We start from the raw sequence: 24,837 nt of genomic DNA, 5'->3' as shown, positions 1-24,837 counted from the left end.
CGTGACGGGCTCGGTTCCCCATGATGTCAGCGGTGTTACGTCACACCTCGGCGTAGCTGAGCCGGGCTTCCGTCTCCGTGGCCTCGACGGGAGCCTTCGCGGCGGCCGGGCGGCGAATGTATACGACCCAGGTCAGGGCGAAGCACACCGCGTAGAAGACGAGGAACCCGACGAACGCGGCCGTGCCCGTGCCGGCGGTCTGGAAGGACTGGCGGAAGGCGAGGTTGATGCCGAGCCCGCCGAGCGCGCCCACCGCGCCGATCAACCCCATCGAGGCCCCGGACAGACGCCGGCCGTACGCCGCGGCCTCCTCCCCCGCGAGCCCCATGGCGGCGGCCTTGGCCTGGAAGATGCCGGGGATCATCTTGTACGTCGACCCGTTGCCGAGGCCCGTGAGCACGAACAGGGCGATGAACGCCGTGGTGAACAGCGGCAGCGACTTCTGCGTCGACGCGAGGACGACCACGGCGGTGGCGACGGCCATCCCGACGAAGTTCCACAGCGTGATGCGGGCGCCGCCGAACCGGTCGGCGAGCCGGCCGCCGACGGGCCGGATCAGGGAGCCGAGCAGCGGCCCGATGAACGTGATCGACGCGGCCTGCAGCGGCGTCCTGCCGAACTGCGTCTGCAGGACGAGCCCGAACGCGAAGCTGTAACCGATGAACGACCCGAACGTCCCGACGTACAGGAGCGCCATGATCCATGTGTGCGGGTCGCGCACGGCCTCCTGGGCGGCCCCGGTGTCGTTCTTCACGGTCGCGAGGTTGTCCATGAACAGCGCGGCGCAGATCGCCGACACCGCGATGAGCGGGATGTAGATCCCGAGCAGGACGCGCGGCCCGCCGCTCGCGCCGATCACGGCGAGCCCGGCGAGCTGCACCACGGGGACGCCGATGTTGCCGCCGCCCGCGTTCAGACCGAGGGCCCAGCCCTTCTTCCGCAGCGGGAAGAAGGAGTTGATGTTGGTCATCGACGAGGCGAAGTTGCCGCCGCCGACCCCGGTGAGCAGCGCGCACACCATGAACGTGGTGTACGAGGTCCCCGGCTCCATCACGGCGAACGCGGCAACCGTCGGGATCAGGAGCAGGCTCGCCGCGAAGACCGTCCAGTTCCGGCCGCCGAAGCGGGCGACGGCGAAGGTGTAGGGCACGCGGACGACCGCCCCGACCAGCGTGGCCATCGAGACCAGGAAGAACTTGCCGGCCGGGTCGATGCCGTACTCGGGCCCCATGAACAGGACCATCACGGACCACAGGGTCCAGATCGAGAACCCGATGTGCTCGGACAGGATGGAGAACGCGAGATTGCGCCGCGCGACCTTCTCGCCGCCCCCCTGCGACCAGAACGTCTCGTCCTCCGGATCCCACCTCTGGATCCAACTCCGGGCTGCCATCACACGCCTCCAGGGTCACGGTTCTCGGCTGATGACCCCGAAGGTAGGGAGGCGGGATTACCGCGCTGTGCCGCACCGTGACCGGCGGGGAACGTTGCTCTCACCGGGCGCGGGGCCCGGCGGTGAGCTTCGCTCCCCGGCGCGGGTCAGGTCGTGGTGCCCGCCCACTTGAGGCTCGCCGAGCCGCCCTTGTCCCACTTCAGCGTGACCACGTCGTCGGCCTGTGTCAGGTTCGCGCCGAAGACCTCGTCGCCGGTGTCCTTGCCCATGCACTTGACGGCGATCCGGAACGCCCCGCCGCTGCGGTTCTCCCCGATGCCGGTGCAGATGCCCTTACCGCCGGCGTCGATGTAGGACACGCTGTACTTGCCCTTGGCCGATCCGGACGCGACCTTGTCGCCGACCGTGAGGGTCCTGGCCTGCTCGTCCTGCCACTGGCCCTGGTAGCCGGTGGACCCGGCGGGCCGCTCCTGATCCGTCCCCGAGGGATCACTCGGCTCCTCGACGGGGTCCTCCGTCGCGGGGTCCTCGCTCGTGGGCTCGTCGGAGGGCCCGTCCGACGTGGCGGGCTCCGCGGACACGGAGTCCTTCGCCTTCGGCTTGTCGTCGCCGCCGCCGTTCGTGGCGAGGAAGACCCCGCCGACGATCACGACGAGCGCGACGACCGCGGACCCGATGATGACGGCGGTCCGGCGCGTGCCACCACTGCCCTGCGGGGGCGGGGGCGGCGGATAGGCACCCCCGCCGTGGGGCGGCTGCCCGTACGGGGCTTGCCCGTACGGGGCTTGCCCGTACGGGGGTTGACCCTGCGGCTGCCCCTGCGGGGGCGGGCCGTAGGGAGGCTGGGAGCCGTATGCGGGCTGGTCCCCGTAGCCGGGCCGGCCCTGAGGGGCCGGTGGCGGTGTCTGGGGCGGAGCCGGCGGCGGGGTCGGCGCGCCGGCGTACGGGTTGTCCTGCCCGCCGCCGGACGGCGACTGCGGCGGGGTGGGCGGCGGCCCGTACGCCGGGTGGTGCCCGGATCCGTCCTGCGGCGGCTGGCCGGGAGGCTGTGTCATCGGTCCGGGTCCCCTCGTGGTCCTGCGGTCACTGGTCGCTCGCGACCCAACCTCCTCCACCCCCACCGGCCGCACAACCCCGCCCAGGGCCTTTCGTCCGGATCAGGCCGGACCCGCACCCGCGAGCCCGGCGTGATCCGGACGACAGGTCCTAGCGGCGGTGTGCCCGCTTCTTGACGCCGTTCGGCCACAGCCGCGGGCGCCGCTTGGCGGCCAGGTCCTCGATCCAGCCCGTGCCGAGGACCGCGAGAGCGATCAGCGGCCAGGTCAGCACGAACATCCAGAGCATGTACGTGGAGTCGAGGGCGCCGCTCCATCTCGCGTCCTGCATGAACGGCAGGTTGTACGCGAGGTCGATGATCGGCACCGTCGCCATGATCAGCATGTTGTGCCACAGATAGATCGTGACCGCGCGGTTGTTGGACAACGTGATGAGCTTGTCCCACTTGGCGAGCCGGCCGGGCAGCTCCTGCCAGGACGGCGAGTACTGGAGCAGGATGACGACGAAACCGAAGGACCAGGTCGCCTGCGCCAGGGGGATGTCGTTCAGGTCCCAGCCGTCCGGCCCGAGATGGCCCGAGGCCCACCACAGTCCGAACGCCATCACGATCGCCGAGCAGGACACGGCGAGATAGCGCGGCACCTTCGCGAGGACGCCCTCGTGGTGGGCGAAACCGAGGACCCAGCAGCCGCCGTAGACCGCGAAGTCGGTCACCGCGTTCCCCGTCTCGCCGGGGATGGTGACGATGCCCGTACCGACGACGGCCGTCAGCGCGAGCGGCGCGAGCAGCGTCGCCCACGGCACCTTGCGGAACGCCCACAGCAGGAGCGGGGAGGCGATGACGAACCACAGGTAGGCCCGCAGATACCAGAGCGGGCCCGCGGCCTGCGACGGCCAGGTGTCCTCCAGGAGGCCCGCCTTGTCACCGAGATGCCAGGGGAACGACGGTGCGCCGACGGGCACGAAGTAGTTGAACAGGCTGATCCAGCCCCAGGTCCCCCCGCTGTCGGGGTCCTTGCCGGGGTTCCAGCCGCCCAGGAAGAGCAGGGCGAGGACGACGACGCTGAACGCCCACATGGGCGGCAGGAGCCGGCGGACACGGCCCCTGATGACACCTATGGCGGGCCGGCTCAGGGAGCGCGCCATCAGCGATCCGGCGAGCGCGAACATCACGCCCATGGACGGGAAGAGGACCGTCAGCCAGGCCCACCCGAAGAGGTGGTAGGCGACGACGCGGACGAGCGCGATGGAGCGCAGCAGGTCCAGATAGCGGTCGCGGCCCGGCTTCTTCGGCGCGGCCGCCTGCGCGGGCGGTGCGGGCGGAACGGGGGCGGGCGACGGCTCCGGTGTGAACGGCACCTGCGGGAAGGGCACTTGCGGCAGGCGCCGCGTCTGCCGGAACCCGCTCTGGCCGTCGGTGGCGGGAGTGGGATACGTCATGCGACGGGCCTCCGATCGTTGCCGCGCGACGCCCGCTGGCGCGGAATCGCCCCCGGCGCCTCGACCGCTCCGGTGCGCCGCAGCTTCTGCCAGCGCAGTCGGCCGCCGGTGAGGGCGGTGATCCAGGACTGGAGCAGCACGACGTACATCAGCTGCCGGTAGAGGATCTGCTGGAGCGGGAGTGAGATGAGATGGGTCATGCGTTCGCGGTCGAGCCGGAAGGCGTACGCCGCGCAGACGGCCTGGACGGCGAGGACGCCGAGCCAGGCGCCGATCGTCTTCTCCGTGGGGCCGAACACGAGGCCGTAGAGCAGGAAGACGTCGATGAGGGGTGCCAGGAGCGGCGCCACGACCATGAAGAGGGCGACGAACGGCAGGCCGATGCGGCCGAAGCGCCCGGAGGGGCCCGACTCGATCACGGAGCGGCGGTGCTTCCAGATCGCCTGCATCGTGCCGTAGGACCACCGGTAGCGCTGGGACCACAGCTGCTGGACGGACTCCGGGGCCTCGGTCCAGGCACGGGCCTTCTCGGCGTAGACGACGCGCCAGCCGTCCCGGTGCAGGGCCATGGTGACGTCGGTGTCCTCGGCGAGCGTGTCGTCGCTCATGCCGCCGATGCGCTCGAGCGCGCTGCGGCGGAAGGCGCCCACGGCCCCGGGGATCGTGGGCATGCAGCGCAGCATGTCGTACATGCGGCGGTCGAGGTTGAAGCCCATCACGTACTCGATGTGCTGCCAGGCCCCGATCAGGGAGTCCTTGTTGCCGACCTTCGCGTTGCCCGCGACCGCGCCGACGCGGCGGTCACCGAAGGGCTGGACGAGCTCGCGGACGGTGGACGGCTCGAAGACCGTGTCGCCGTCCATCATCACGATCAGGTCGCACCGGGCGTTGGCCAGGCCCCTGTTGAGGGCCGCCGGCTTGCCCGCGTTGTGCTGGCGGACCACCCGGACGCCCGGCAGGCGCAGATTCTCGACGATGCGGGCCGTGCCGTCGGTCGAGCCGTCGTCGATGACGATGATCTCGATGGGGTGCTCGCTCGACATGAGTGAACGCACCGTGTTCTCGATGCACTTGGCCTCGTTGAACGCCGGGACCAGCACCGACACCGGTTCGGTGACGGGCGGCCCCCAGGAGAATCCGCGGCGCCGCACGCGCCGGGCGTGCGCTCCGGACAGGAGGAGCATCAGGCCGAAGCGGGTGAAGACGAGGACGCCGATCACCGCGAGCCCGACGACGAGCACGTCCGTCACGTTATCCGAGGCGTCGACGGCGTAGATCCACGCCTTGCCCTTGGCCAGTTCGACACCGTGCACGGGCGTGTGGGCGCTGGGTGCCCCGAGCGCCTCGGTGAGGTTGACGAAGTCGTATCCCTGGCTCTGGAGCCGGGGCAGGAAACGGTCGAGGGCCGCGACGGTCTGCGAGCGGTCTCCACCGGAGTCGTGCATCAGGACGATCGCGCCCTTGCCGCCCTTGGGCGTGGCGCGACGGATGATCTCGTCGACGCCGGGGCGCTTCCAGTCCTCGCTGTCGGTGTTGTTGACGACGGTGATGTACCCGCGGCTGCCGATGTACTTGGTGACCGGCCACGACTTGTTGTCCATGGCGTCGGCGAACGAGGAGTACGGCGGCCGGAACAGCGAGGTGCGGATGCCGGCCGCACCGGCGAGGGCCGTCTGGTTCTGGGTGAGCTCCCAGTCGATGCGGCTCTTGGACTGGTACGAGAGGTCGGGGTGGTTGAAGGTGTGCAGGCCGACCTCATGACCCTCGTCGACCATGCGTTTGACCAGGTCCGGGTAGCGGGAGGCCATGGTGCCGGTGACGAAGAAGACGCCGTGCGCGTGGTGTTCCTTCAGGACGTCGAGGACCTTCGGGGTCCACTCCGGGTCGGGGCCGTCGTCGAAGGTGAGGACGAGCCGGTGCTCGGGCACACTCATGCTGGTCTCGCGCCCGCCGCGGGTGTCGATGACGGGACCGCCCTCGAGGATCTTCTCGGGCACGTGATCGGTGGCGGCGGGCGGCTGGATGCGGTGGTCGGCGAGGATCTCGCTGTGCACGTACCCGCGGAGCATGAGCATCGCGAGCAGGGCGACAAGGAGCAGCGACGGCAGCAGATAGCGCATGGGCAGGCGGCGACGCGGCGCCCTGCGGTTGCTGCGTGGGCGGGAGGACATTTACAGGATGCCGCTTTCCGGGGACGAGGCCGCTGACGGTCCGGCCGGACTCTTGCTCGGGTCGACGGGTGACACGACGGGCGACTCGACGGACGACGCCGCGACCGTCTCCGAACCGCCTTGGGCGGCCGGGGAGCCCGACGGCTCGACGGGTGGTCCGCTGTCGGACGGGGACGGCTCGCCGGGGTCGGGTGAGCTGGGCTGCTCCGAGGGGCCGGGGCCGGGGTCGGGCGACTTGCCGGGGGCGGGTTTGCCATGGCCGCCGGACGGCTTCGGGGTGGGCGACGTGCCGGATTTGTCGTCCGGCTCGGCGCTCGCACTGGCGTCCGGCCCGGTGGACGAGCCGGCACCCGGCTCGTCGGACACCGCTCCCGTGCCGGAAGCACCGGGTTCGGCCGTGACACCCGCCGAGGAGGACGGCCTGGCCGACGGGTCGGCGGGCAGCGGCGACGTGTCCACCTTGCCGGCGGGCCTGTCGCGGTCCTCGCCCTGGATGGGCAGCCAGGGCGCGTTCGAGTTTCCGGAGAGCAGCGTCGCCACGATGACCACGGCGTAGACCGCGCAGATCATCCCGACGATCGCGCCGAAGCGGCGGTACCTGCGGTTTCGCCGGCCCGAGTCGTCCACGAAGACCGGGACTTCCTTGGCGGCCGCTCCCTCGCGCCGTGCAGCGATGAGCTCGTCCAACTGGCGGCCTGCGCCGTCGAGTTGGACCGTCACTTCATTAGGATCGTGAGTCTGCCCGGAACGGGCATTTTCTCGCCAATGTTCCACCGTACGCACATCCCCCCAAGGACATGGATAGCGGGTGCGCGCACGACGTACCGAGCACTCGTCGTTCGGACCGGGCCCCCACCCGATCCGAGCGCCCCCCTTATCACAATGCGCTCGGACGACGAATGTAGCGCACGCGAGTGACAGCCGTGTCCAACCCTCAGTCCTGACTCATCATGATGAGTGCATCTATGGCCGGAATCCAGGCGCCTGGGGGCTTACGGAGCCAGTCGTTCTCCTCCGCGAGCGTGGCCGCCGCCGCACGCAGCGCGTCGATCCCCGGGTGCACGAGCCCCGTCGGCCACACCAGCGACACCGGCGACAGGGGCACGGGGTCGGTCAGGGGCCTCACGACGGAGCCGGGCATGGCAGGAAAGTCCCCGGCGGCGAGCACCGGGGTACCCGTCTTGGCCATGATCCGCCGGAACTCCTCGACGCCCACGGCGAGCGGCGCGGGCGGCGCGACCGCTATCCCGCGCCCCTCGAAGAGCCGCCCGGCCAGGTCGGTCCACTCCGGTGTACGGGGATTGCCCGCGCCCGCGTACACCGTCTCGCCCGCGAGCCGGGCGAGCGGTACGGCGCGCAGGGTGGCGAGGGGGTGGCCGTCGGGCAGGACCACCGTCATCGGCTCGTACCGCACCGGCTGCTGCGACAGGCGTGCCCGCACCGCCGGATCGAGCCCCGCGTAGCGCCCGAACGACGCGTCCAGGCGGCCCGCGGTCATCTCCGCGGCGGCGCCGGTCAGACCGCTCTCGTAGCGGGCCATCAGCTCGCACTGGGGAGCGAACTCGCGGGCCCGCTCCAGGATGCGCTCGAAGACGAGGCCGGGGCTGTTCACGTCGACGAGCAGCGGCCGCGCCGCCCCTCCGGCCGGGCGGCGCGTGAAGGCGGCGAGCAGTTCGTCCTGCGCATCGAGGACCCGGCGCGCGTACGGCAGCAGCCGCGCACCGTCCGCGGTCAGGGCGACCTGGCGCGTGCTCCGCGCGAACAGCTCGGCGCCCAGTTCCCGTTCGAGCCGGCGAATGTCCCTGCTCAGGGCCTGCTGTGCGACGTACAGCCGGGCGGCGGCGCGCGTGAAGTGCAGCTCCTCGGCGACGGCGAGGAACGCGCGCAGCAGCCGGGGCTCCAGGTGGGCGGGGGCGGACGTGCCGGGCGCGGCTGGCTGGTCGGGCATCCGGCGAACTTACAACGCCGGTGCGTGAATCGGTACGGAGAAGGTGTTGGACCGGGCGCCCGGTCCACGACGACGCTGATCACATGCCCGACGCGATATCCGAGCCCGCCACCGCTCCCCTGACCGCCACCCGCCGGCCCCGGCCCGGCCGCTCCCCGTACGTCCGGCTCCTGTCCACGCCCGGCGCGCTCGCCTTCACGCTCGGGAACCTCCTCGCCCGCCTGCCCGTGGGCATGTTCAGCGTCAGCGCCGTCATCATGGTCGCCGGGGCGCGCGGCTCGTACGCGCTCGCCGGGGCCGTCACCGCGACCGGGATGGCCGCGACCGCCGTCGTCGCCCCGTGGACGGCACGCCTCGTGGACCGGTACGGGCAGGCCAGGATCGCCGTGCCCGCCACGGCGGTCGCGGTCTGCGGATCGCTCGCCCTGCTCCTGTGCGTGCACCTCGAAGCGCCCGACTGGACGCTCTTCGCGTCCTACGCGGCGACGGCCACGACGCCCAACACGGGCGGCATGTCACGCGCCCGCTGGGCCCATCTCCTCCAGGGCGACCCGGCCGCCCTGCACACCGCTAACTCCTTCGAACAGGCGGTGGACGAGCTGTGTTTCATGCTCGGCCCGGTGCTCGCCGCCTTCCTGTGCGGGTCGCTCTTCCCGGAGGCCGGCACCCTGATCGGCGCGGTCCTGCTGTTCACCGGGGTACTGGTCTTCGCCGCGCAGCGCGCCACGGAACCGCCCACCCATGGGCGCACGGCCACGAAATCGCCCCTCCGCGCGCGCGGGATGCCCGTTCTCCTGGCGTCGTTCCTCGCCACCGGCGCCGTGTTCGGCTCGATGGAGGTGGTCACGATCGCGTTCGCGGACGAGGGGGGTCACAAGGCGGCGGCCGGCGCGGTCCTCGCGCTCCAGGCGGCCGGTTCCTGTGTGGCGGGTCTGGTCTACGGGGCGGTGCGGCCCGCCGGTCCGGCGGCGCGCCGGCACCCCTGGTGCGTCGCCGCGATGACCGTCCTGCTGACCCTTCCCCTGTGCGCGGCGCTCACCGGTTCCCTCCTCATGCTCGCCGGGGCTCTCCTTGTCGCCGGCATGGCGACGGCCCCGACGATGGTCACGGGCATGACGCTGGTCCAGGCCCGGACCCCCGAGGGCCAGCTGAACGAGGGCATGACCCTCGCCGTGACCGGCCTGCTCGGGGGCATCGCCTGTGGCGCGGCGGCGGGCGGCTCCGCGGTGGAGCACCTGGGTCCCACCGCGGGCTACGCGGTCCCGGCCGCCGCGTCCGCGTGCGCGCTCGTGCTCGCGCTCATCGGCTATGTACGCGGCGCCGCACGCGCCCGTACGTAGTCGCCCGCAGCCGTCAGCACACCGCCGGTTTACGCCACGAGCACTCCAGGTCGCCCCCGCGTTCGGAGACCGGCACGGAGCGCAGCGAGCGCGGCTTCACCGCCACCGCCGCGTCCGCGTCGGACTTCGCGAGCGTCACCACGATCGCGTCCTCGAGAGGCTTCACCGAGTCGACCAGGTAGTTGTTCTGGACGACGCTGTAGACGAGTTCACGTCCCCCGGCGTCCTTCACATAGCCGGAGAGCGCGGACGCGCCGGTCAGGGAGCCGGTCTTGCCGCGGGCGTTGAGCGCGGCCGGTGTCCCGCACATCCGCGAGCGCAGCGTCCCGCCGACGAACCGGTCGGGGTCGCAGGCCACCGGCAGCGCCTTGTACCAGTCGCCGAACCACGGCTCGGCCCGCACCGCGAGCAGCAGCTTCGCGATCTGGCCCGCCGGGATGCTGTCCATGCGGGAGAGTCCGGACCCGTCGGCCTGGCGCAGCCGCCCGGTGTCGACACCGATGCCCTTCAGATATCCGCTGATCGCCGCCAGTCCGTCGTCCCAGCTGCCCGCACGGCCGGTCGCCTTCGCGCCCATGGCCTTGGTGAGGATCTCGGCGTGCATGTTGTTGCTCAGCTTCATGAAGGGGATCAGCAGGTCCTTCAGGGGCATGGAGTCGTGCGTGGCGAGCCGCACGGCACCCTTCGGGGTGGCACGCCCGAGCTTCGTGCCGCCCGACACCTTCACACCGTGCGCGGCGAGCGCGTCGCGGAAGACGGAGGCCGCGTATCCGGTGGGCTCCCAGACGGCGACCCACTCCTTGGTGGTGTCCCCACCGACGGGAACGGTGCCGGTGACGGTGACGGTGTTCGTGCCGTGCTGCCGCTCGACGGTGAGGCTGTCGTCACCACCGGCCGCGACGGTCGTGGCCCGCACGTCGACGTTCACGTAGCGCGTCCTCGGCGTGAGGGTGATCTTCGGCTTGTCCCCGGCCTTCGCGCCCGGCGAGACCTCGACGATCACCGTTCCGGTGTCGTAGTCGGTGTCGGGCGCGACGCTCAGGGCGGAGATCTGCGCCGAGTAGTACGAGGACTCGTCGTCGGCGGCCCACGAGCGGCCGAGGCGCCGGCTGTCGAACGCGGTGTCGTCGGCGACGAGACGACCGCTGACCGACTTCACGCCCGACGCGGCGACCTTGGCGGCGAGCTCGTCGTAGTCCTTGGCGAGGGCGGTCGGGTCGCCGGTGCCGCGCAGATACAGATCACCGTCGAGCACGCTCCCCCGCCGCCGCCCGTCGCCGAGCACGTCGGTGGTGAACCGGTAGCCGGTACCGAGGAGTTCCGTCGCGGCGGTCGAGGTGAGGAGCTTGGTGTTGGACGCGGGCATCAGGCGTCCGGTGGGGTTGTGCTGGTAGATGATGTCGCCGCTCCTGGCGTCGGCGACGACGACGCTCGCCGCGCCGCCCTCCATGGATGGGTCGCCGAGGATGGTGTCCATGGCCTCCGGGAGGCCGGTGCTGTCGCCGTCGGCACCGGCAGGCGAGCCCCAGGCCAGGCCCGCAGCGAGCGCGACGAGGGCGGGCCAGACGAGGTAACGCCGTTGACGCGCAAGGGGATTGAGGATGCGTCTCACAGGTCCGTCGGATCTACTCATGCCTCAGGAGCATCCCGGATCACGGCTCCCGTGGACAGGGTGCGTCAGCCGGGACTCCAGGAATGGCCCGCCGGGTCGGCCTCGCACCCGCACGGCCCGTACGGCAGCCCGGCGGCGACGCCTCCGGCGGAGCTTTCCCCGGGTGCGCGGCCATCGTCCCGGAGGTCGCGCCGACGTTCGGCGGCCCGGTCGCCTCGAGGGCGTCGGGGCACGACGAAGGCCCGGCTGCATGGCAGCCGGGCCTTCGTCTCACATGGGAATTCTGTGGAGATGGCGGGAATCGAACCCGCGTCCAACGGTGCAGAATCAGGGCTTCTCCGTGTGCAGTTCGCTTCGATTTTCTCAGCCCCGGAGATCACGCGAACAAGTCTCCGACGGGCTCAGTCACTGTTTGATTTCCTTCTAGGCCCCGTGACCGGGCTTAGAAGTTTAGATCCCTTGATGATGCCAGGATCCGGGTCGGGATCACCCCCGGGCTGACACTTCGCAAGTCGCTACTTAGGCAGCGAGGGCGAAGGAATCGCGCTTGGTGTTGGCGATTATAGGTTGCGACATATGGTTAACGAGATCATTGCCGCTTCCTCGACACGCTTCCCCTGCTTCGACAGCCGCTGTCGAAACCGATCATCCCCATGTTGATTTTTCAAAATGTGCCCCGTCACCAGCGGGACAAGACCCATCGTACGTGACCGACGGCCGACGGTGCCAGCCAATTCCCGGCGCGGACGGCAAGGGCGGACGAAGCCGGACTGCCGGACCCGCCGGACTGCCGGATCCGGGCGGAGCGTCAGCGCTCCCGCGCCCGCTGCCGCCGCTTGGCCGCCGCGATCGCACGGTCGGAGTCGCGCCGGTCCTGCTGCTCACGCAGCGTCTGCCGCTTGTCGTACTCCTTCTTGCCCTTGGCGAGCGCGATCTCCGCCTTCGCGCGGCCGTCCTTGAAGTACAGGGCGAGCGGCACGATCGTGTGACCCGTCTCCTGGGACTTCGACTCCAGCTTGTCGATCTCCTCGCGGTGCAGGAGCAGCTTGCGCTTGCGGCGCACGGAGTGGTTGGTCCAGGTGCCCTGGCTGTACTCGGGGATGTGGGCGTTGTGCAGCCACGCCTCGTGCCCGTCGATCTGGACGAAGCCGTCGACCAGCGAGGCGCGGCCCTGCCGCAGCGACTTCACCTCGGTGCCGGTCAGGACCATGCCCGCCTCGTACGTGTCGACGATGGCGTAGTCGTGACGGGCCTTCTTGTTCTGCGCGACGATCTTGCGCTTGCCGTCCTTGTCCTTGCCGGACTTCCCGGACGCGCCCTGCTTGGGCTGTGATTCCTTCGGTACGAACATTCCCTTAGCCATAGTGCGGCCATTTTCGCACTACGAGGGGTCCCCGAGGCCACTCAATACTGTCTCGGCCCGCTGCCGGGCGCCCTCCTCGGCCTCGAGGTCGGGGATGATGCCCCGGCCGTCGACGCCGCGGCCGGTGGGGGTGCGGTAGTGGCCGACGGTCAGCTCGGCCACGGACCCGTCGGGAAGCCGGCTCGGCATCTGGACCGAGCCCTTGCCGAAGGTCTTCGAGCCCACGACGACCGCACGGCCGCGGTCCTGGAGGGCCCCGGTGAGCAGCTCGGCCGCGCTCATCGTGCCGCCGTCGACGAGCGCGACCACCGGCCTGGAGGTGTCGCCGCCGCGCTCGGCGTGCAGGGCGCGCTGGCGTCCGCGCACGTCGTACGTCGCCACGAGCCCGCCGTCGAAGAACGCCGACGCCGCGGTGACCGCCTCCGTGACCAGGCCGCCCGAGTTTCCGCGCAGGTCGAGGAGGACGCCGTCGCCGTGGGGGGCGTCGCGCACGGCGGACCGTACGCGATCGCCTGAGCCCTTGGTGAAGGCGGCGACCTTGATCAGGACGGTGCCGCCGGGGAGGCGGGAGACGGTGACGGGCTCGGTGGCGAGATTCGCCCGGCGCAGGGTCTCGGTCCACGCGCGCGTGCCGCGCGCCAGGCCCAGCCGGACCGCCGTCCCCGCGTGCTCGCCGCGCAGCAGGGAGACGACCTCGGTGACGGGGCGGCCGGTGACGGGCCGGCCGTCGACGGTGCGGAGCCGGTCGCCCGGGCGCACGCCCGCGCGGGCCGCGGGAGAACCGGAACCGACCTTGGAGACCTCGATCCGTCCGTCGGCGGTACGCCTGGCCCAGAGGCCGACGCCCGTGTACTGGCCGTCGAGTTCCTGCTCGAACTCCTTGTACTCACCCTGCGAGTAGACCGCGCCCCAGCGGTCACCGCTGCGGCTGACGGCCTCCTCGGCAGCCTGCGTAGGGGATTTGCCGTCCGCCATCGCCTCGGCGGCCGCGTCCCGCACGTCCTCGTGTCCGCCGCCGGCGGCCGAACCGGCCGGGCGCTCCTCGGACTTGCCGCCGCCCTCGGCGCTCCACGAACCCGTCGCGACGCCGGTCGCGAGGACGCTCGCGAAGACCAATGTCAGGGCCGCCCCGCGGCCGAAGCGGCGGGGCCGGGAGAACAGCTCGGGGCCCGACATGACGGTGAGTCTAGGACAACGAGAAGCGCCGTACGGCTCGTTGAACCGCACGGCGCCCTGCAACTCCGGGGAGTCTTGTCACACCTTCAGATACTTGCGCAACGCGAAGAAAGCGGCAATCGCGGGCATCAGCAGGCCGATCGCGAGGACGAGAGGCAGCTTGGTCAGGACCGCGTCCCAGCCGATGAAGTTGATCAGGTTCAGCTTCTCGGAGAGCGCCAGACCGTGGTCGATCATGAAGTAACGGCCCACGAGGAGCATGCCGCAGGCGACCACACCGCCGATGACCCCGGCGACGGCGGCCTCCATGATGAACGGCATCTGGATGTAGAAGCTGGACGCGCCCACCAGGCGCATGATGCCGGTCTCTCTGCGGCGGCTGAACGCCGAGACGCGCACCGTGTTGACGATCAGCATCAGCGCGACGACGAGCATCAGCGCCATCACGGCGAGCGCCGCCCAGTTCATGCCGTTGAGGAGTCCGAAGAGGTTGTCGAGGATGCCCTTCTGGTCCTGCACGGACTGCACCCCGTCACGCCCGTCGAAGGCGGTCGCGACGACCTGGTACTTCTCCGGGTCCTTGAGCTTGATCCGGTACGACTCCTGGAGCTGGTCCGGCGTCAGCGAGCTGGCCAGCGGGGAGTCGCCGAACTGCTCCTTGTAGTGCTTGTACGCCTGGTCCGCCGACTCGTAGGAGACCTTCTCGACGACCGGCATCTTGTGCAGGTCGGAGAGGATCTGCTGCTTCTGCTCGGCGGTGACGGCTCCCTTGGCACACTTCGGGTCGGACTCGGCGTCGCCCTTGTTGCACAGGAAGATCGAGACGTTGACCTTGTCGTACCAGTAGCCCTTCATCGTGCTCACCTGGTCACGCATGAGCAGCGAGCCGCCGAACAGGGCGAGCGAGAGGGCGACCGAGACGATGACCGCGAAGGTCATCGTGAGATTTCGGCGGAGACCGACGCCGATCTCCGACAGGACGAATTGGGCGCGCATGGCGTCTGGTCAGGCCTTTCTCAGTGCTCTGGTGCTCTTGGGCACGGGATCAGTGCTGGTAGCCGTAGACGCCGCGCGACTGGTCGCGGACGAGACGGCCCTTCTCCAGCTCGATGACGCGCTTGCGCATCTGGTCCACGATCTGCTGATCGTGGGTGGCCATCACGACGGTCGTCCCGGTGCGGTTGATCCGGTCCAGCAGCTTCATGATGCCGACCGAGGTCTGCGGGTCGAGGTTGCCGGTCGGCTCGTCGGCGATCAGGAGCTTGGGGCGGTTCACGAAGGCGCGGGCGATGGCCACACGCTGCTGCTCACCACCGGAGAGCTCGCCGGGCATCCGGTCCTCCTTGCCGCCCAGGCCGACGAGGTCGAGCACCTGGGGCACGGACTTGCGGATCTCGCCGCGGGACTTGCCGATGACTTCCTGCGCGAAGGCGACGTTCTCGCCGACGGTCTTGTTGGGCAGGAGCCGGAAGTCCTGGAAGACCGTGCCGAGCTGGCGGCGCATCTGCGGCACCTTCCAGTTGGACAGGCGTGCCAGGTCCTTGCCCAGGACGTGCACCTGGCCGTGGCTGGTGCGCTCCTCGCGCAGGACCAGCCGCAGGAAGGTGGACTTTCCGGAGCCGGAAGATCCCACAAGGAAGACGAATTCGCCGCGCTCGACCTCGAGGGACACATCCCTGAGGGCGGGCCGGGTCTGCTTGGGGTAGGCCTTGGAGACGTTGTCGAATCGGATCACGGGTGCGCCTCGGTGCATCGTGGGCGTCGGGGGTAGGTGTGCGTGACCATACGCGAACCCGGCTGTGCGGCGCAGTCGGCGTCCTCGGTTGAGTGGTTTGTCCCGATGATTGCCCGGGCACAGGCAGGTCCTGACGGGAACGGAACGGGTCCAAAGGGGCAGCATCCGGGGAGGCGCGCCGAAATCCCCGGAAGCTGGCACAGTGGTAGGGGGAACGGTTGCGTTCCCCGGAGCGTTGTGCGGAGAGAATTGTGCTGTGGCGGCTCCGCCGCGCGGGAGGAGGAAGAGCGCATGACCTATGACCGACTGGTGTGCGCGAACTGCGCGGCGCCCGTGAGCGAGGGCCGCTGCCCCGTGTGCCGGGCGAACCGTGAGCGACTTCAGCAGGAGAGCCCGTTCGCGGGTCTTCACCCGATGGCCCTGATCGTCCTGGTGGCCGTCCTCATCGCGGCGGTGGCACTCCTCGCCCACCAGACCGTCTGAGACACGAAGAAGGGCCCGGAGCGATGCTCCGGGCCCTTCTCGCGTCATGTGCGGACGTGCGCGCCTACGGCTGCCTAGGCAACCGTGCGGCCGCCGCCGACGAGGCGGGGCAGCAGGCGGAAGCCGATGCCGCCGGCGATCATCGTCGCGGCGCCGATCAGCAGGAACGTGGTCTCGGCGGCGCCGGTCTCGGCCAGCTCACCGCCGGACTTGCCGTTCTGGGCGGGCTGGGCGGCCGGCACGGAGCCGGTGTCCTGCAGGCTGTCCTTGCCCTGGCCCTGCTCGACCGGGTTGTTGCCGCCGTCGGGGTCGGTGTTGCCGTTCCCGCCGCCGTGGTTGCCGCCGCCACCGCCGTGGTTGCCGCCGCCGCCGTGGTTGCCGCCACCGTTACCGCCGCCGTTGCCCGGCGTGGTCGGCTCCTCGGTGGGCTCGGTGGGCTCCTGGGTGGGCTCGGTCGGAGGCTCCTCGGTGGGAGGCTGCTCCGTCGGCGGCTCCGACGGGAGGCCGGTGGGCGGCTCATCCGTCGGGGCGGGCGGCGTGGGGTCCTCGTCATCGCCGATGCTCACACCGGCTGCGACACCGTCGCCGCCCGCGTGCACCTTCGCACCGACACCCGGAAGGTCGACGCCGATGTCGAGGGCCGAAGCGGCGCCCGCGGCGGTCAGTGACGCACCGGCCGCGATCACCGCACCGGCTGCTATCCGCGCGACACGGATGCGCGTCTTCTTGGTCATCTGCCTGCTACCCCCAGTAGCTAATCGTTGATGGAGCAGCGCGCGGGACGGGGGCCGCCCGGGGGTGGTCGGCGACTGCCTGCCCGCCCCCCGGTTCACACGCGTCCCACTGATACGCATGCCACGCGTCAGCCTTCCCAGTTTTCATGTCAGCGTCAAGGTCGTTGCGTACGTGATGCCCGAAATCAGGGGAGTTGGCCGACGTACGGACATGTGACTGTGACGTAAAAGGCAACTGCCGCCCGGTGGGCGGCAGTTGCCTTGTCGACAAAGCTGGAAAAGGCCGAAGGCTACTTCTCCTGCTGCTTGCGCCAGCGAATTCCCGCTTCGAGGAATCCGTCGATCTCGCCGTCGAGAACCGACTGCGGATTACCGACCTCGAATTCCGTCCGGAGGTCCTTGACCATCTGGTAGGGGTGCAGGACGTACGAACGCATCTGGTTGCCCCACGAGCTGCCGCCGTCCTTGAGGGCGTCCATCTTGGCCCGCTCCTCCTGACGCTGCCGCTCGAGGAGCTTGGCCTGGAGGACGTTCATCGCGGTCGCCTTGTTCTGGATCTGCGAGCGCTCGTTCTGGCAGGAGACGACGATGCCGGTCGGCAGGTGGGTCAGACGGACCGCGGAGTCCGTCGTGTTCACGCCCTGGCCGCCGGGGCCCGAGGAGCGGTACACGTCGACGCGCAGCTCGGACTCGTCGATGTCGATGTGGTCGGTCGTCTCGACGACCGGGAGGACCTCGACACCCGCGAAGGACGTCTGGCGGCGGCCCTGGTTGTCGAAGGGGGAGATACGGACCAGGCGGTGCGTGCCCTGCTCGACCGAGAGCGTCCCGTACGCGTACGGGATCTGCACGGCGAAGGTGGTCGACTTGATGCCGGCCTCTTCCGCGTACGACGTCTCGTAGACCTCTGTCTTGTAGCCGTGGCGCTCGGCCCAGCGCAGGTACATGCGCTGCAGCTGCTCGGCGAAGTCCGCGGCGTCGACGCCGCCCGCCTCGGCGCGGATGTTGACCAGCGCCTCGCGGGAGTCGTACTCACCGGACAGGAGGGTGCGGACCTCCATCTCGTCCAGCGCCTTCTTGACGGAGGCCAGCTCGGACTCGGCCTCGGCGCGGGTGTCCGGGTCGTCCTCCTCCTCGGCCATCTCGAAGAGCACGCTCAGGTCGTCGATCCTGCCGCGCAGGCTCTCCGCCTTGCGCACCTCGGCCTGGAGGTGGCTCAGCTTGCTGGTGATCTTCTGCGCCGCTTCGGGGTCGTCCCACAGGGACGGCGCGGCCGCCTGCTCCTCGAGCACGGCGATATCTGCCCTCAGCTTGTCGAGGTCCAGGACGGCCTCGATCGACTCCATGGTCGAGGAGAGGGACTTGAGCTCTTCGGAAACGTCGACGACTGCCACGACACCAGCGTAACGGCTGAGGCAAGTGCTCCGGTCCTGGTGGCCGCGGGGAGGGGTCGGGGGCCTGCCGGGCCGCCTCAGGGAGCGGCGGGAGCCGACTGCCCGGGGTTCTTGCCCGGCGTCGCGTCCGCGTCGTCGCCCACGGCCGCCCACGTGCCGATACCGGCCGCCACGACCAGGACGGCTCCGGCCACGCCGAGCGTGATCCTCCGGCGCCGGGCGGAGGCGCGGTGGCGGGCCGAACCCGGGCGGGGCGCTCCGGCCGCGCGCGGGGCGCGGGCAGTGCCTCGGGCGCCGCCCGCCAGCTCGTCGGGGGCCGGAACACGCATCGACGTGTGCGTGTCCCTGTTCGAGTCGGCCGGGGTCGCGCCGGGGACCAGCGGGACGGCGCCGCGGCGGGCGGCGGGCGCCTGGGGTGCGGCCGGGGCGGCCTCCGGCTCCGGGTCGGGCTCGGTGTCCGGCTCGTCCACGTCGAGGGGGGCCATCCCGGCGAGCTGGGGCAGCTGCTCGCGCAGACGGGCCGCCAGCTCGGAGGCGCGCAGACGGGACGCGGGCGCCTTCGCCAGGCACTGGACGACGAGCTGCCACAGCTCGTCGGGGATGCCCGGGAGCGGGACTACCGTCTCCGTGACGTGCCGGCGCAGGATCGCGCCGGGATGGCCGCCGCCGAAGGGCGTGAAGCCGGCGAGCAGCTCGTACAGGACCGTCGCCAGGGCGTAGATGTCGACGGCGGCGCGCGGCGGGAGGCCCTCGATGAGTTCGGGGGCGAGGTAGTCCGGGGTGCCGATGATCTTTGTGGCGCGGGTGCGGCGCGGGGAGTCGATGAGCTTGGCGACACCGAAGTCGGTCAGGAGCGCCGGGTGGGAGCCGCCGGGGCCGAGGGAGCCCTGCATGTCCAGGAGGACGTTCTCCGGCTTCACGTCGCGGTGCACGATCCCGGCGGCGTGCGCGGCCGCGAGCCCGTCCGCGATGTCCGCGACGATGGCGACCGCGGCCTCGGGGGCCAGGCGCCGCTCGCGGTCGAGCCGGGTGCGCAGGTCCGTGCCCCGTACGAGGTCCATGACCAGGGCCAGGTCGTTGCCGTCGACCACCAGGTCACGGACGCCGACCACGCGCGGGTGGTCGAGGCTGAGCAGGGCCGTGCGCTCCTGGACGAAGCGGCCCACGAGCTCCTGGTCGGAGGCCAGGTCCTCACGCAACAGCTTGATGGCGACGGGCCCCTCGGGTCCCTCGCCCAGCCACACCGTGCCGGCGCTGCCGCGTCCCAGGATCTGGTTCGCGGTGTACCGGCTGCCGATCTTCCGTGCCAAGACTGCTCCTACAGACGCGTGTTGGCGCCCAAGCTACGCGGCTCGGGCGCCAACCATCACATCCGCGGGGGAAATCACCCTCTGGAAGTCGACAAATCTCCAACATCACGCCCAACGCCGGGCGCGCGTGGCTCACTTCAGCTGCCCGAACCCCCGCTGCCGCTGCCCAGGTCGCCGATCCAGCCGGTGACCGTGTCGTACCAGTCCGACAGCTGGGCCCAGTACCCCTTGCCCGTGCCGATCCAGTCCTGGAGCGGGGTGAACTCCCAGACGAGCCAGCTCACCACGAACAGCATGACGATCATGAAGAGGCAGCCCTTGAGGCAGCCGAGCCCCGGGATCTTCATCCGGTTCGCGCTGCGCTGCCGCGGCTCACGCTGCGGCGCCTGCGGCTGCGGCCGCTGGGGCTGCTGGGGCTGCTGCGGCGGCGCGTACTGCTGCTGCTGGGGCTGCGGCGCGTACCGCTGGGGCTGCTGCTGCCGACGGGGCTGCTGGGGCGCGTACTGCTGCTGAGGCGGCTGCTGGGGCTGCTGCTGCGGGCGCCCCTGCTGGCGCTGCGGCCGGCGGCGCAGCGGGTCGTCGTTCGGGTCCAGGTACTGGACCTGCGTCTGCTCGTTGCGGTCGCGGGCCGCCCGCATCTGGTTCTGCCAGGGGTGCGGGTCGTCCGGGTTCGCGCCCGGCTGGTGAGACGGGACCGGCGGCATGACGGCCGTCGGGTCGGCCGCGCCCCGGTTCGGCAGGACGGAGGTGGGATCGGCGTCACCCGTGCCGGTGGACTGCATGACGCTCGTCGCCGCGTTCGGGTCGTACGAGCCCGCGTTGTTGGGCAGGACCTGCGTCGGGTCTGCCGCGCCGGGCGCGCCGGGCACCTGGGCGGGCGCCGGGTCCGGCATGAGGAGGGCGCCGACGCCCTCGGCGGCCGCGATCTGCGCGGAGTTCGCGTGCACGCCGATGCCCTCGGCGACGGCGCGCAGGCCGCGGGCGAGGTTCTCGGCGCTGGGGCGCTCCTCGGGGTTCTTGCGCAGGCAGCGCTCTATGACCGTCCACAGCGGGTCGGGCACCGTGGACGGGCGGCGCGGTTCGGCGCTCAGGTGCTGGTGCAGGACCTCGAGCGCGGAGCCACCGGAGAACGGGGGCCGGCCCGTGACCAGCTCGTACAGCAGGATTCCGGCGCCGTAGATGTCCACCGCGCTCGTCTGGGGGCGGCCCTCCGCGGACTCCGGCGCGACGTACGCGGGCGTGCCGACGAACTCGTGCGTGCGGGTCAGGCCCGGGGAGTCGGCGAGGCGGGCGATGCCGAAGTCGGTGAGCATCGGGTGCATCTCACCGCCGTCCTGCTTCAGCAGGACGTTCGCCGGCTTCAGGTCGCGGTGCACGACGCCGTCCGCGTGGCTCGCCGCGAGCGCGTCCGCGACCTGGGCGGTCAGCAGGGACGCGGCCACCGGGGAGAAGGGGCCGTTCTCGCGGAGATAGCGGTGCAGGTCCGGTCCGTCGACCAGGTCCATGACGAGGGCGAGGAGCTCTCCCTCGACGACCAGGTCGCGGGTGCGCACGATGTTCGGGTGCGTCAGGCGGAGCAGCACGGAGCGCTCGCGCAGGAAGCGCATCACGACATCCGCGTCGTTGGCGAGCTCCTCCTTGAGGACCTTGATCGCCACGGTCTCGCCGGGCTGCCCGGCGACGGCCGCCTCGGCTCCCGCGGTCTCCCGCTGGCGGGCCCGCCAGACGGTGCCCGTGGCGCCGCGTCCGAGCGGCTCCTCGAGCAGGTATTTACTGCCTACCGGCCGCACGTCATGCGCTCCCTGCTTGCTGCGTACTGGCGTACTGCTTGGTCTTGCTCGTTCTCGGGTGTTCCGACCCACTGTAGTGCCGTCGAACAACCCACTGTCTGTTGATCTTCCGCGACTCCCTCGCCCGCCGGAGCCGCGTTCGACGGAAAGACGCTCGGGGCGGGCTGTCGGTTGCCGCCGGCAAGGGCGTGAGCGGTCCCAAGCGGCATCATGCAGGCACTTTTGCGGGCAGAGCCGACCAATCAAGATCACTTACGGGTGGCCGACGGGCGTGTTGTCGGTGGCAAGTGCGAGGATGCCTCTCGTACTGGCCTACGTGCCCGTTGTGCGGTGGGGGATCTGCGGTGGGGTGACCGCGGTGCAGCCCCTTCCCGGGCGCCCGCGCAGAAGGGACCGCTGACGCGATGCAGATCCGGCTGACCGTCGTAGACCCCCTGGGGACGCGCCCCGACCCGCAAGCCCGCGCGGCGTCGTGCGACGTGCTGGTCACCGCCCCGGCGGGCACCGCGCTCGCCGCGGTGGCCTCCGCCCTGGTGGCGGCCGTCGCGGGCGGTGAGGGCACGGCGATTCTCTACGCGGGACCCGAGCGGCTCGACGGACAGCGGTGCACGCTGGGCGAGCCGCCGCTGACCGACGGGGCCGTGCTGTCCCTGGGCGTTCCCGCCGAGCCGGGTCCCGAGATCGAGGGCGCCGCGGCGCAGCTCCACGTGGTGGCGGGGCCCGACGCGGGCGGTGTGCATCTGCTGCACGGCGGCGAGATCCGCGTGGGCCGCTCCGCGGACGCCGATGTCGCGCTCGACGACCCCGACGTGTCCCGGATGCACTGCGCCGTGACACTCGGCACCGACGGCCGCGTGACGGTCACGGATCTGGGCTCGACGAACGGGACGACGGTCGACGGCGGCCCCGTCGGCGACCGCCCTGCCCGGCTCGCCCCCGGCGCCCTCCTGCGCCTCGGCGAGTCCACTTTGCGGCTGGCCGCCGAGGGCGCCGGGGGTTCCCCGGCTTTCACCGGATTCTCAGGTTCCCCGGGGCCCGTCCTGCGGACGGCGCCCGACGGCGAGGGCCACGTGCGCGTGACGGCCCCGGACGCCGGCGCCTCCGAGGACCCGTCCGCCGATCCCGCTCTCGCGGGCGAGACCCGGCACGCGTACGGGCCCGCCGCGCTCTCCGCCGGTTCCGGCCCCGTCGTGCCCGAGCAGGGCGGGCCGCCGGCCGTCGAGAGCACACCGACCGTCACCCCCGCGCGCGGGACGTCCCTGCCGCGTGAGCAGCGCAGGCGCGGCGGGCTCGGCGCCTGGGCGCGGCGCCTGGCCGGCGGGCGCACCGGCGAGGACGTGTCTCCGTACGACACCGGCGCCCACGACGGCGCACCGCACGTCCCCGAGACCTTCGCGCCCGCCTCGCCGTCCGCCAGGGGATCCGCCGAGGCGTGGCCCGACGCCGCCGCGCTGCTGCTCACCGCGCTCGGCCCGGGGCCCCGGCTCTGGGAGCGCGGACCCGAGCACCCCGAGGCGCTCGCGGTGCGGCTGGGCACGGACGACCGGACGTCCCCGGACCGCACGGGGCTGCTGCCCGGCGTGCCGGTGACGGTGGGACTGCGGGAGGCGGGCGCGCTCGGTATCGCCGGGCCGCGGGCGCGGCTGTCGGGCGTGGCACGCTCCGTCGTCGCGCAGCTCGCGGCGCTGCACTCGCCGGACGTGCTGGAGATCGTCCTGGTCAGCACCGACCGGTCACGCGGCGTGCAGGACCGCGCGGCCGAGTGGTCCTGGCTCGGCTGGCTCCCCCATCTGCGTCCCGCGCACGGCCAGGACTGCCGGCTCCTCCTCGCGTACGACCGCGAGCAGGCCGTGGCCCGCACGGGCGAGCTCCTGCGCCGCCTCGACGACCACATCGCCGATGCGTCACGCCTCCCGGACGCCGGGACGGCGGCGGCCCGCGCAGGGCGGCAGCAGGCCGGCTTCGGGCCCATGGTGCCGAGGTCCCGTTCGGGTGAAGCCGCCGACGCCGGGGAGCGCGGTGGCCGGATGACCGCGTCCGGGCCGTACGGGCACGAGGGTGCGGGCGGCCGGCCCGACGCCGTGGCGGACGGCCACGGGGATTTCAGGCCCCCCACGGACCGGGACGGGCGCCCGTCGGAGTACGCCGCAGGGCACCCCGCCGCGGAGGAGACCCGGCCGCCCGCGACGGCGCAGGGACCCGGCGCCGGGCACCGCTGGACCGGCCCGCTGACCGTCCTCGTCGTCGACGGGGACCCGGGGTCGGCCGGGCTGCGCGAGGCCACCGTGCGGCTCGCGACGGAAGGGGGCCGGGCCGGGATACACGTCATCTGTCTCGCCGAGGCCCCCGCGTCCTCGCCCGCGTCGCCGGTCACCCAGACCTATGAGATGGCGTGCGCCGTGTCGCCCGCGTTCAAGTCGTGCGGCGCCGTCGCGCTGCTCAGCGGGGACGTGGCGACGGCACTGCGGCTGATGCGGACGTCCCACGGCCAGGTCGTCGGGCACGGCACGGTCGCCGCGATCGACGCGGTGTCGGCGGCCTGGGCCGAACGCTTCGCGCGGGCCCTCGCCCCGTTGCGTCCCGACAGCGGCCCGAGCGAGCCGCACCCCCGGGTCTCGGCTCCCCTGCCCCACATCGCCCGCCTCCTGGACGAGTTGGGGCTCGCGCGGGCCACACCCGCATCCCTGATGGCCCGCTGGGCCGCCGCCGGGGACGACACGGAGGCGCTCGGCGGGCGCGTCTGGGCCGTGCTCGGCGCCGGGCCGCGCGGCCCGGTCGTCGTGGACCTGGCCGCGGAGGGCCCCCATCTCCTGATCGAGGGCCCGGCGGGCAGCGGCCGTACGGAGCTGCTGCGCTCGATCGCCGCCTCCCTCGCGGCGGCCGAGCGCCCTGACCGGCTCGGGCTCGTCCTCGTCGACGGCCGGGACGGCACGGGCGCCGACCGGGGCGACGGGCTGCGCGTCTGTACGGACCTGCCGCACGTCACGACCCATCTGACGGCCAACGACCCGGTGCGCATGCGGGAGTTCGCCCAGTCGCTCGCCGCCGAGCTGAAGCGCCGCGCCGAGATCCTCGGGCGGGTGCACTTCGCCGAGTGGCACACCCAGCGTGAGGTGTCGGGCCGTCTGGTAGCCCAGCGCCCCGCGCCGCCCCGCACGTCCGACCAAGGCGCCGCGGACCTGGAGGCGCCGCCCAGCTCGACCATGCGCCTGCGGCCCGCCGCCGCCCGCAAGGAGGCCGACCCGGCGCCGCCCCTGCCCCGGCTCGTCGTCCTGGTGGACGACCTGGACGCGCTGCTCTCGCCGCCGCTCGGCTCGCCGGGGCGGCCCGCCGCGGGATCCGTCGTGCGGGCCCTGGAGGCCGTCGTCCGGGACGGCGAGCGGCTCGGGGTGCATCTGGTCGCGGCCCGCGCGTCCGGTTCCGAGCCGGCGTGGGGTGTGGCGCTTCGGGTCGTGCTCGACGCCCCGTCGGGCGGTCCCGACGATCCGGCGCCCGGCCGCGGCAGGCTCTCCGGCGCCGACGGCCGCGAGCTGGCGTTCCAGGCGGGCCGGGTCACGGGGCGCATCCCCCGTACGGCCACGCAGCGGCCCACGGTGGTGCCGCTCGACTGGACGCGGATGGGTGACCCGCCGACCCGTCGTCCGGTGAGGGAGCTCGGGAACGGGCCGACCGATCTGGCCCTGCTGGCGAGCGCGTTGGAGCGGGCCGCCCGTTCCGTCGCGGCCCGGGAGGTGCCGTCGCTCCTGTGACGGCACGCCCGGCGGGACGGCCCGGAAATTCTCAACTCCCCATGTTCAAGGCCGACATCACGACCCCGTCACGATCTTCGAGCTGACCCGGCAGGCGCCCTTGCCGGGTGTCCCCGGCCGGGCGTAGAACCAGACGCCACGAG

Annotated in this window: 18 protein-coding genes and 1 other RNA gene; 3 read left to right on the top strand and 16 right to left on the bottom strand. The window is 71.9% G+C overall.

Annotation, left to right across the window (positions count from 1 at the left end; translation table 11 throughout):
* Positions 1-40: 40 nt before the first annotated feature.
* The 6 genes from ACFC96_RS26775 to ACFC96_RS26750 all read right to left on the bottom strand — a co-directional run bounded on the left by ACFC96_RS26775 (position 41) and on the right by ACFC96_RS26750 (position 8,008).
* Complete coding sequence (locus ACFC96_RS26775; protein ID WP_376614492.1) at positions 41-1,393, bottom strand: nitrate/nitrite transporter; 1,353 nt, start codon at positions 1,391-1,393, stop codon at positions 41-43.
* Positions 1,394-1,539: 146 nt separating this feature from the next.
* Positions 1,540-2,448 carry a hypothetical protein gene (locus ACFC96_RS26770; RefSeq protein WP_376614490.1) on the bottom strand — a complete coding sequence of 303 codons (909 nt, stop codon included), beginning with the start codon at positions 2,446-2,448 and terminating at the stop codon, positions 1,540-1,542.
* Between the two features lie 151 nt (positions 2,449-2,599).
* Positions 2,600-3,889 (bottom strand): acyltransferase, encoded by a 1,290-nt coding sequence (locus ACFC96_RS26765; RefSeq protein WP_376256713.1) that lies wholly within the window; start codon positions 3,887-3,889, stop codon positions 2,600-2,602.
* Entirely contained in the window at positions 3,886-6,060 is a 2,175-nt protein-coding gene (locus tag ACFC96_RS26760) for a glycosyltransferase (protein WP_376614488.1), read from the bottom strand. The genes ACFC96_RS26765 and ACFC96_RS26760 overlap by 4 nt, the downstream gene beginning before the upstream one ends.
* A complete protein-coding gene (locus tag ACFC96_RS26755) occupies positions 6,061-6,780 on the bottom strand; it encodes a hypothetical protein (RefSeq protein ID WP_376256717.1) in 720 nt (239 codons plus the stop codon).
* 214 nt (positions 6,781-6,994) lie between these two features.
* Entirely contained in the window at positions 6,995-8,008 is a 1,014-nt protein-coding gene (locus ACFC96_RS26750) for a LysR family transcriptional regulator (RefSeq protein WP_376256719.1), read from the bottom strand.
* Between the two features lie 83 nt (positions 8,009-8,091).
* Here ACFC96_RS26750 and ACFC96_RS26745 point away from each other — a divergent pair, with 83 nt between their 5' ends.
* Positions 8,092-9,348 carry an MFS transporter gene (locus ACFC96_RS26745; RefSeq protein WP_376614486.1) on the top strand — a complete coding sequence of 419 codons (1,257 nt, stop codon included), beginning with the start codon at positions 8,092-8,094 and terminating at the stop codon, positions 9,346-9,348.
* A 13-nt stretch (positions 9,349-9,361) separates the two neighbouring features.
* On the opposite strand, the gene dacB is transcribed toward ACFC96_RS26745, so the two are convergent.
* The 6 genes from dacB to ftsE form a co-directional block, all read right to left on the bottom strand.
* Complete coding sequence (dacB, locus tag ACFC96_RS26740) at positions 9,362-10,981, bottom strand: D-alanyl-D-alanine carboxypeptidase/D-alanyl-D-alanine-endopeptidase (RefSeq protein ID WP_376256722.1); 1,620 nt, start codon at positions 10,979-10,981, stop codon at positions 9,362-9,364.
* Between the two features lie 262 nt (positions 10,982-11,243).
* Positions 11,244-11,613, bottom strand: a transfer-messenger RNA (tmRNA) gene (ssrA, locus tag ACFC96_RS26735).
* 155 nt (positions 11,614-11,768) lie between these two features.
* On the bottom strand, positions 11,769-12,311 hold the full coding sequence (smpB, locus tag ACFC96_RS26730) for an SsrA-binding protein SmpB (RefSeq protein ID WP_376256724.1): 543 nt from the start codon (positions 12,309-12,311) through the stop codon (positions 11,769-11,771).
* A 30-nt stretch (positions 12,312-12,341) separates the two neighbouring features.
* The gene (locus tag ACFC96_RS26725) at positions 12,342-13,499 is read right to left on the bottom strand and encodes a S41 family peptidase (protein ID WP_376256726.1); all 1,158 of its coding nucleotides are present in this window, start codon (positions 13,497-13,499) and stop codon (positions 12,342-12,344) included.
* A 78-nt stretch (positions 13,500-13,577) separates the two neighbouring features.
* Positions 13,578-14,495 (bottom strand): permease-like cell division protein FtsX, encoded by a 918-nt coding sequence (gene ftsX, locus ACFC96_RS26720; protein WP_376256728.1) that lies wholly within the window; start codon positions 14,493-14,495, stop codon positions 13,578-13,580.
* A gap of 49 nt (positions 14,496-14,544) precedes the next feature.
* A complete protein-coding gene (ftsE, locus tag ACFC96_RS26715; RefSeq protein WP_116512695.1) occupies positions 14,545-15,234 on the bottom strand; it encodes a cell division ATP-binding protein FtsE in 690 nt (229 codons plus the stop codon).
* Between the two features lie 291 nt (positions 15,235-15,525).
* Here ftsE and ACFC96_RS26710 point away from each other — a divergent pair, with 291 nt between their 5' ends.
* A complete protein-coding gene (locus ACFC96_RS26710) occupies positions 15,526-15,717 on the top strand; it encodes a hypothetical protein (RefSeq protein ID WP_266563623.1) in 192 nt (63 codons plus the stop codon).
* Between the two features lie 74 nt (positions 15,718-15,791).
* On the opposite strand, the gene ACFC96_RS26705 is transcribed toward ACFC96_RS26710, so the two are convergent.
* The 4 genes from ACFC96_RS26705 to ACFC96_RS26690 all read right to left on the bottom strand — a co-directional run bounded on the left by ACFC96_RS26705 (position 15,792) and on the right by ACFC96_RS26690 (position 20,945).
* Complete coding sequence (locus ACFC96_RS26705) at positions 15,792-16,451, bottom strand: hypothetical protein (protein ID WP_376614484.1); 660 nt, start codon at positions 16,449-16,451, stop codon at positions 15,792-15,794.
* 290 nt (positions 16,452-16,741) lie between these two features.
* Entirely contained in the window at positions 16,742-17,845 is a 1,104-nt protein-coding gene (gene prfB / locus ACFC96_RS26700; RefSeq protein WP_376256732.1) for a peptide chain release factor 2, read from the bottom strand.
* Between the two features lie 77 nt (positions 17,846-17,922).
* Positions 17,923-19,155 (bottom strand): serine/threonine-protein kinase, encoded by a 1,233-nt coding sequence (locus tag ACFC96_RS26695; RefSeq protein ID WP_376614483.1) that lies wholly within the window; start codon positions 19,153-19,155, stop codon positions 17,923-17,925.
* Between the two features lie 137 nt (positions 19,156-19,292).
* Positions 19,293-20,945 carry a protein kinase gene (locus ACFC96_RS26690; RefSeq protein WP_376614481.1) on the bottom strand — a complete coding sequence of 551 codons (1,653 nt, stop codon included), beginning with the start codon at positions 20,943-20,945 and terminating at the stop codon, positions 19,293-19,295.
* Positions 20,946-21,349: 404 nt separating this feature from the next.
* Here ACFC96_RS26690 and ACFC96_RS26685 point away from each other — a divergent pair, with 404 nt between their 5' ends.
* Entirely contained in the window at positions 21,350-24,694 is a 3,345-nt protein-coding gene (locus ACFC96_RS26685) for an FHA domain-containing protein (protein WP_376614479.1), read from the top strand.
* Positions 24,695-24,837: the final 143 nt, after the last annotated feature.

This window comes from Streptomyces sp. NPDC055955, assembly GCF_042270245.1.
In the GTDB taxonomy this organism is placed as follows: Bacteria; Actinomycetota; Actinomycetes; order Streptomycetales; family Streptomycetaceae; genus Streptomyces.
The sequence above is the reverse complement of the archived record's forward strand: the minus strand, read 5'-3'. Positions and strand labels throughout refer to the sequence as shown.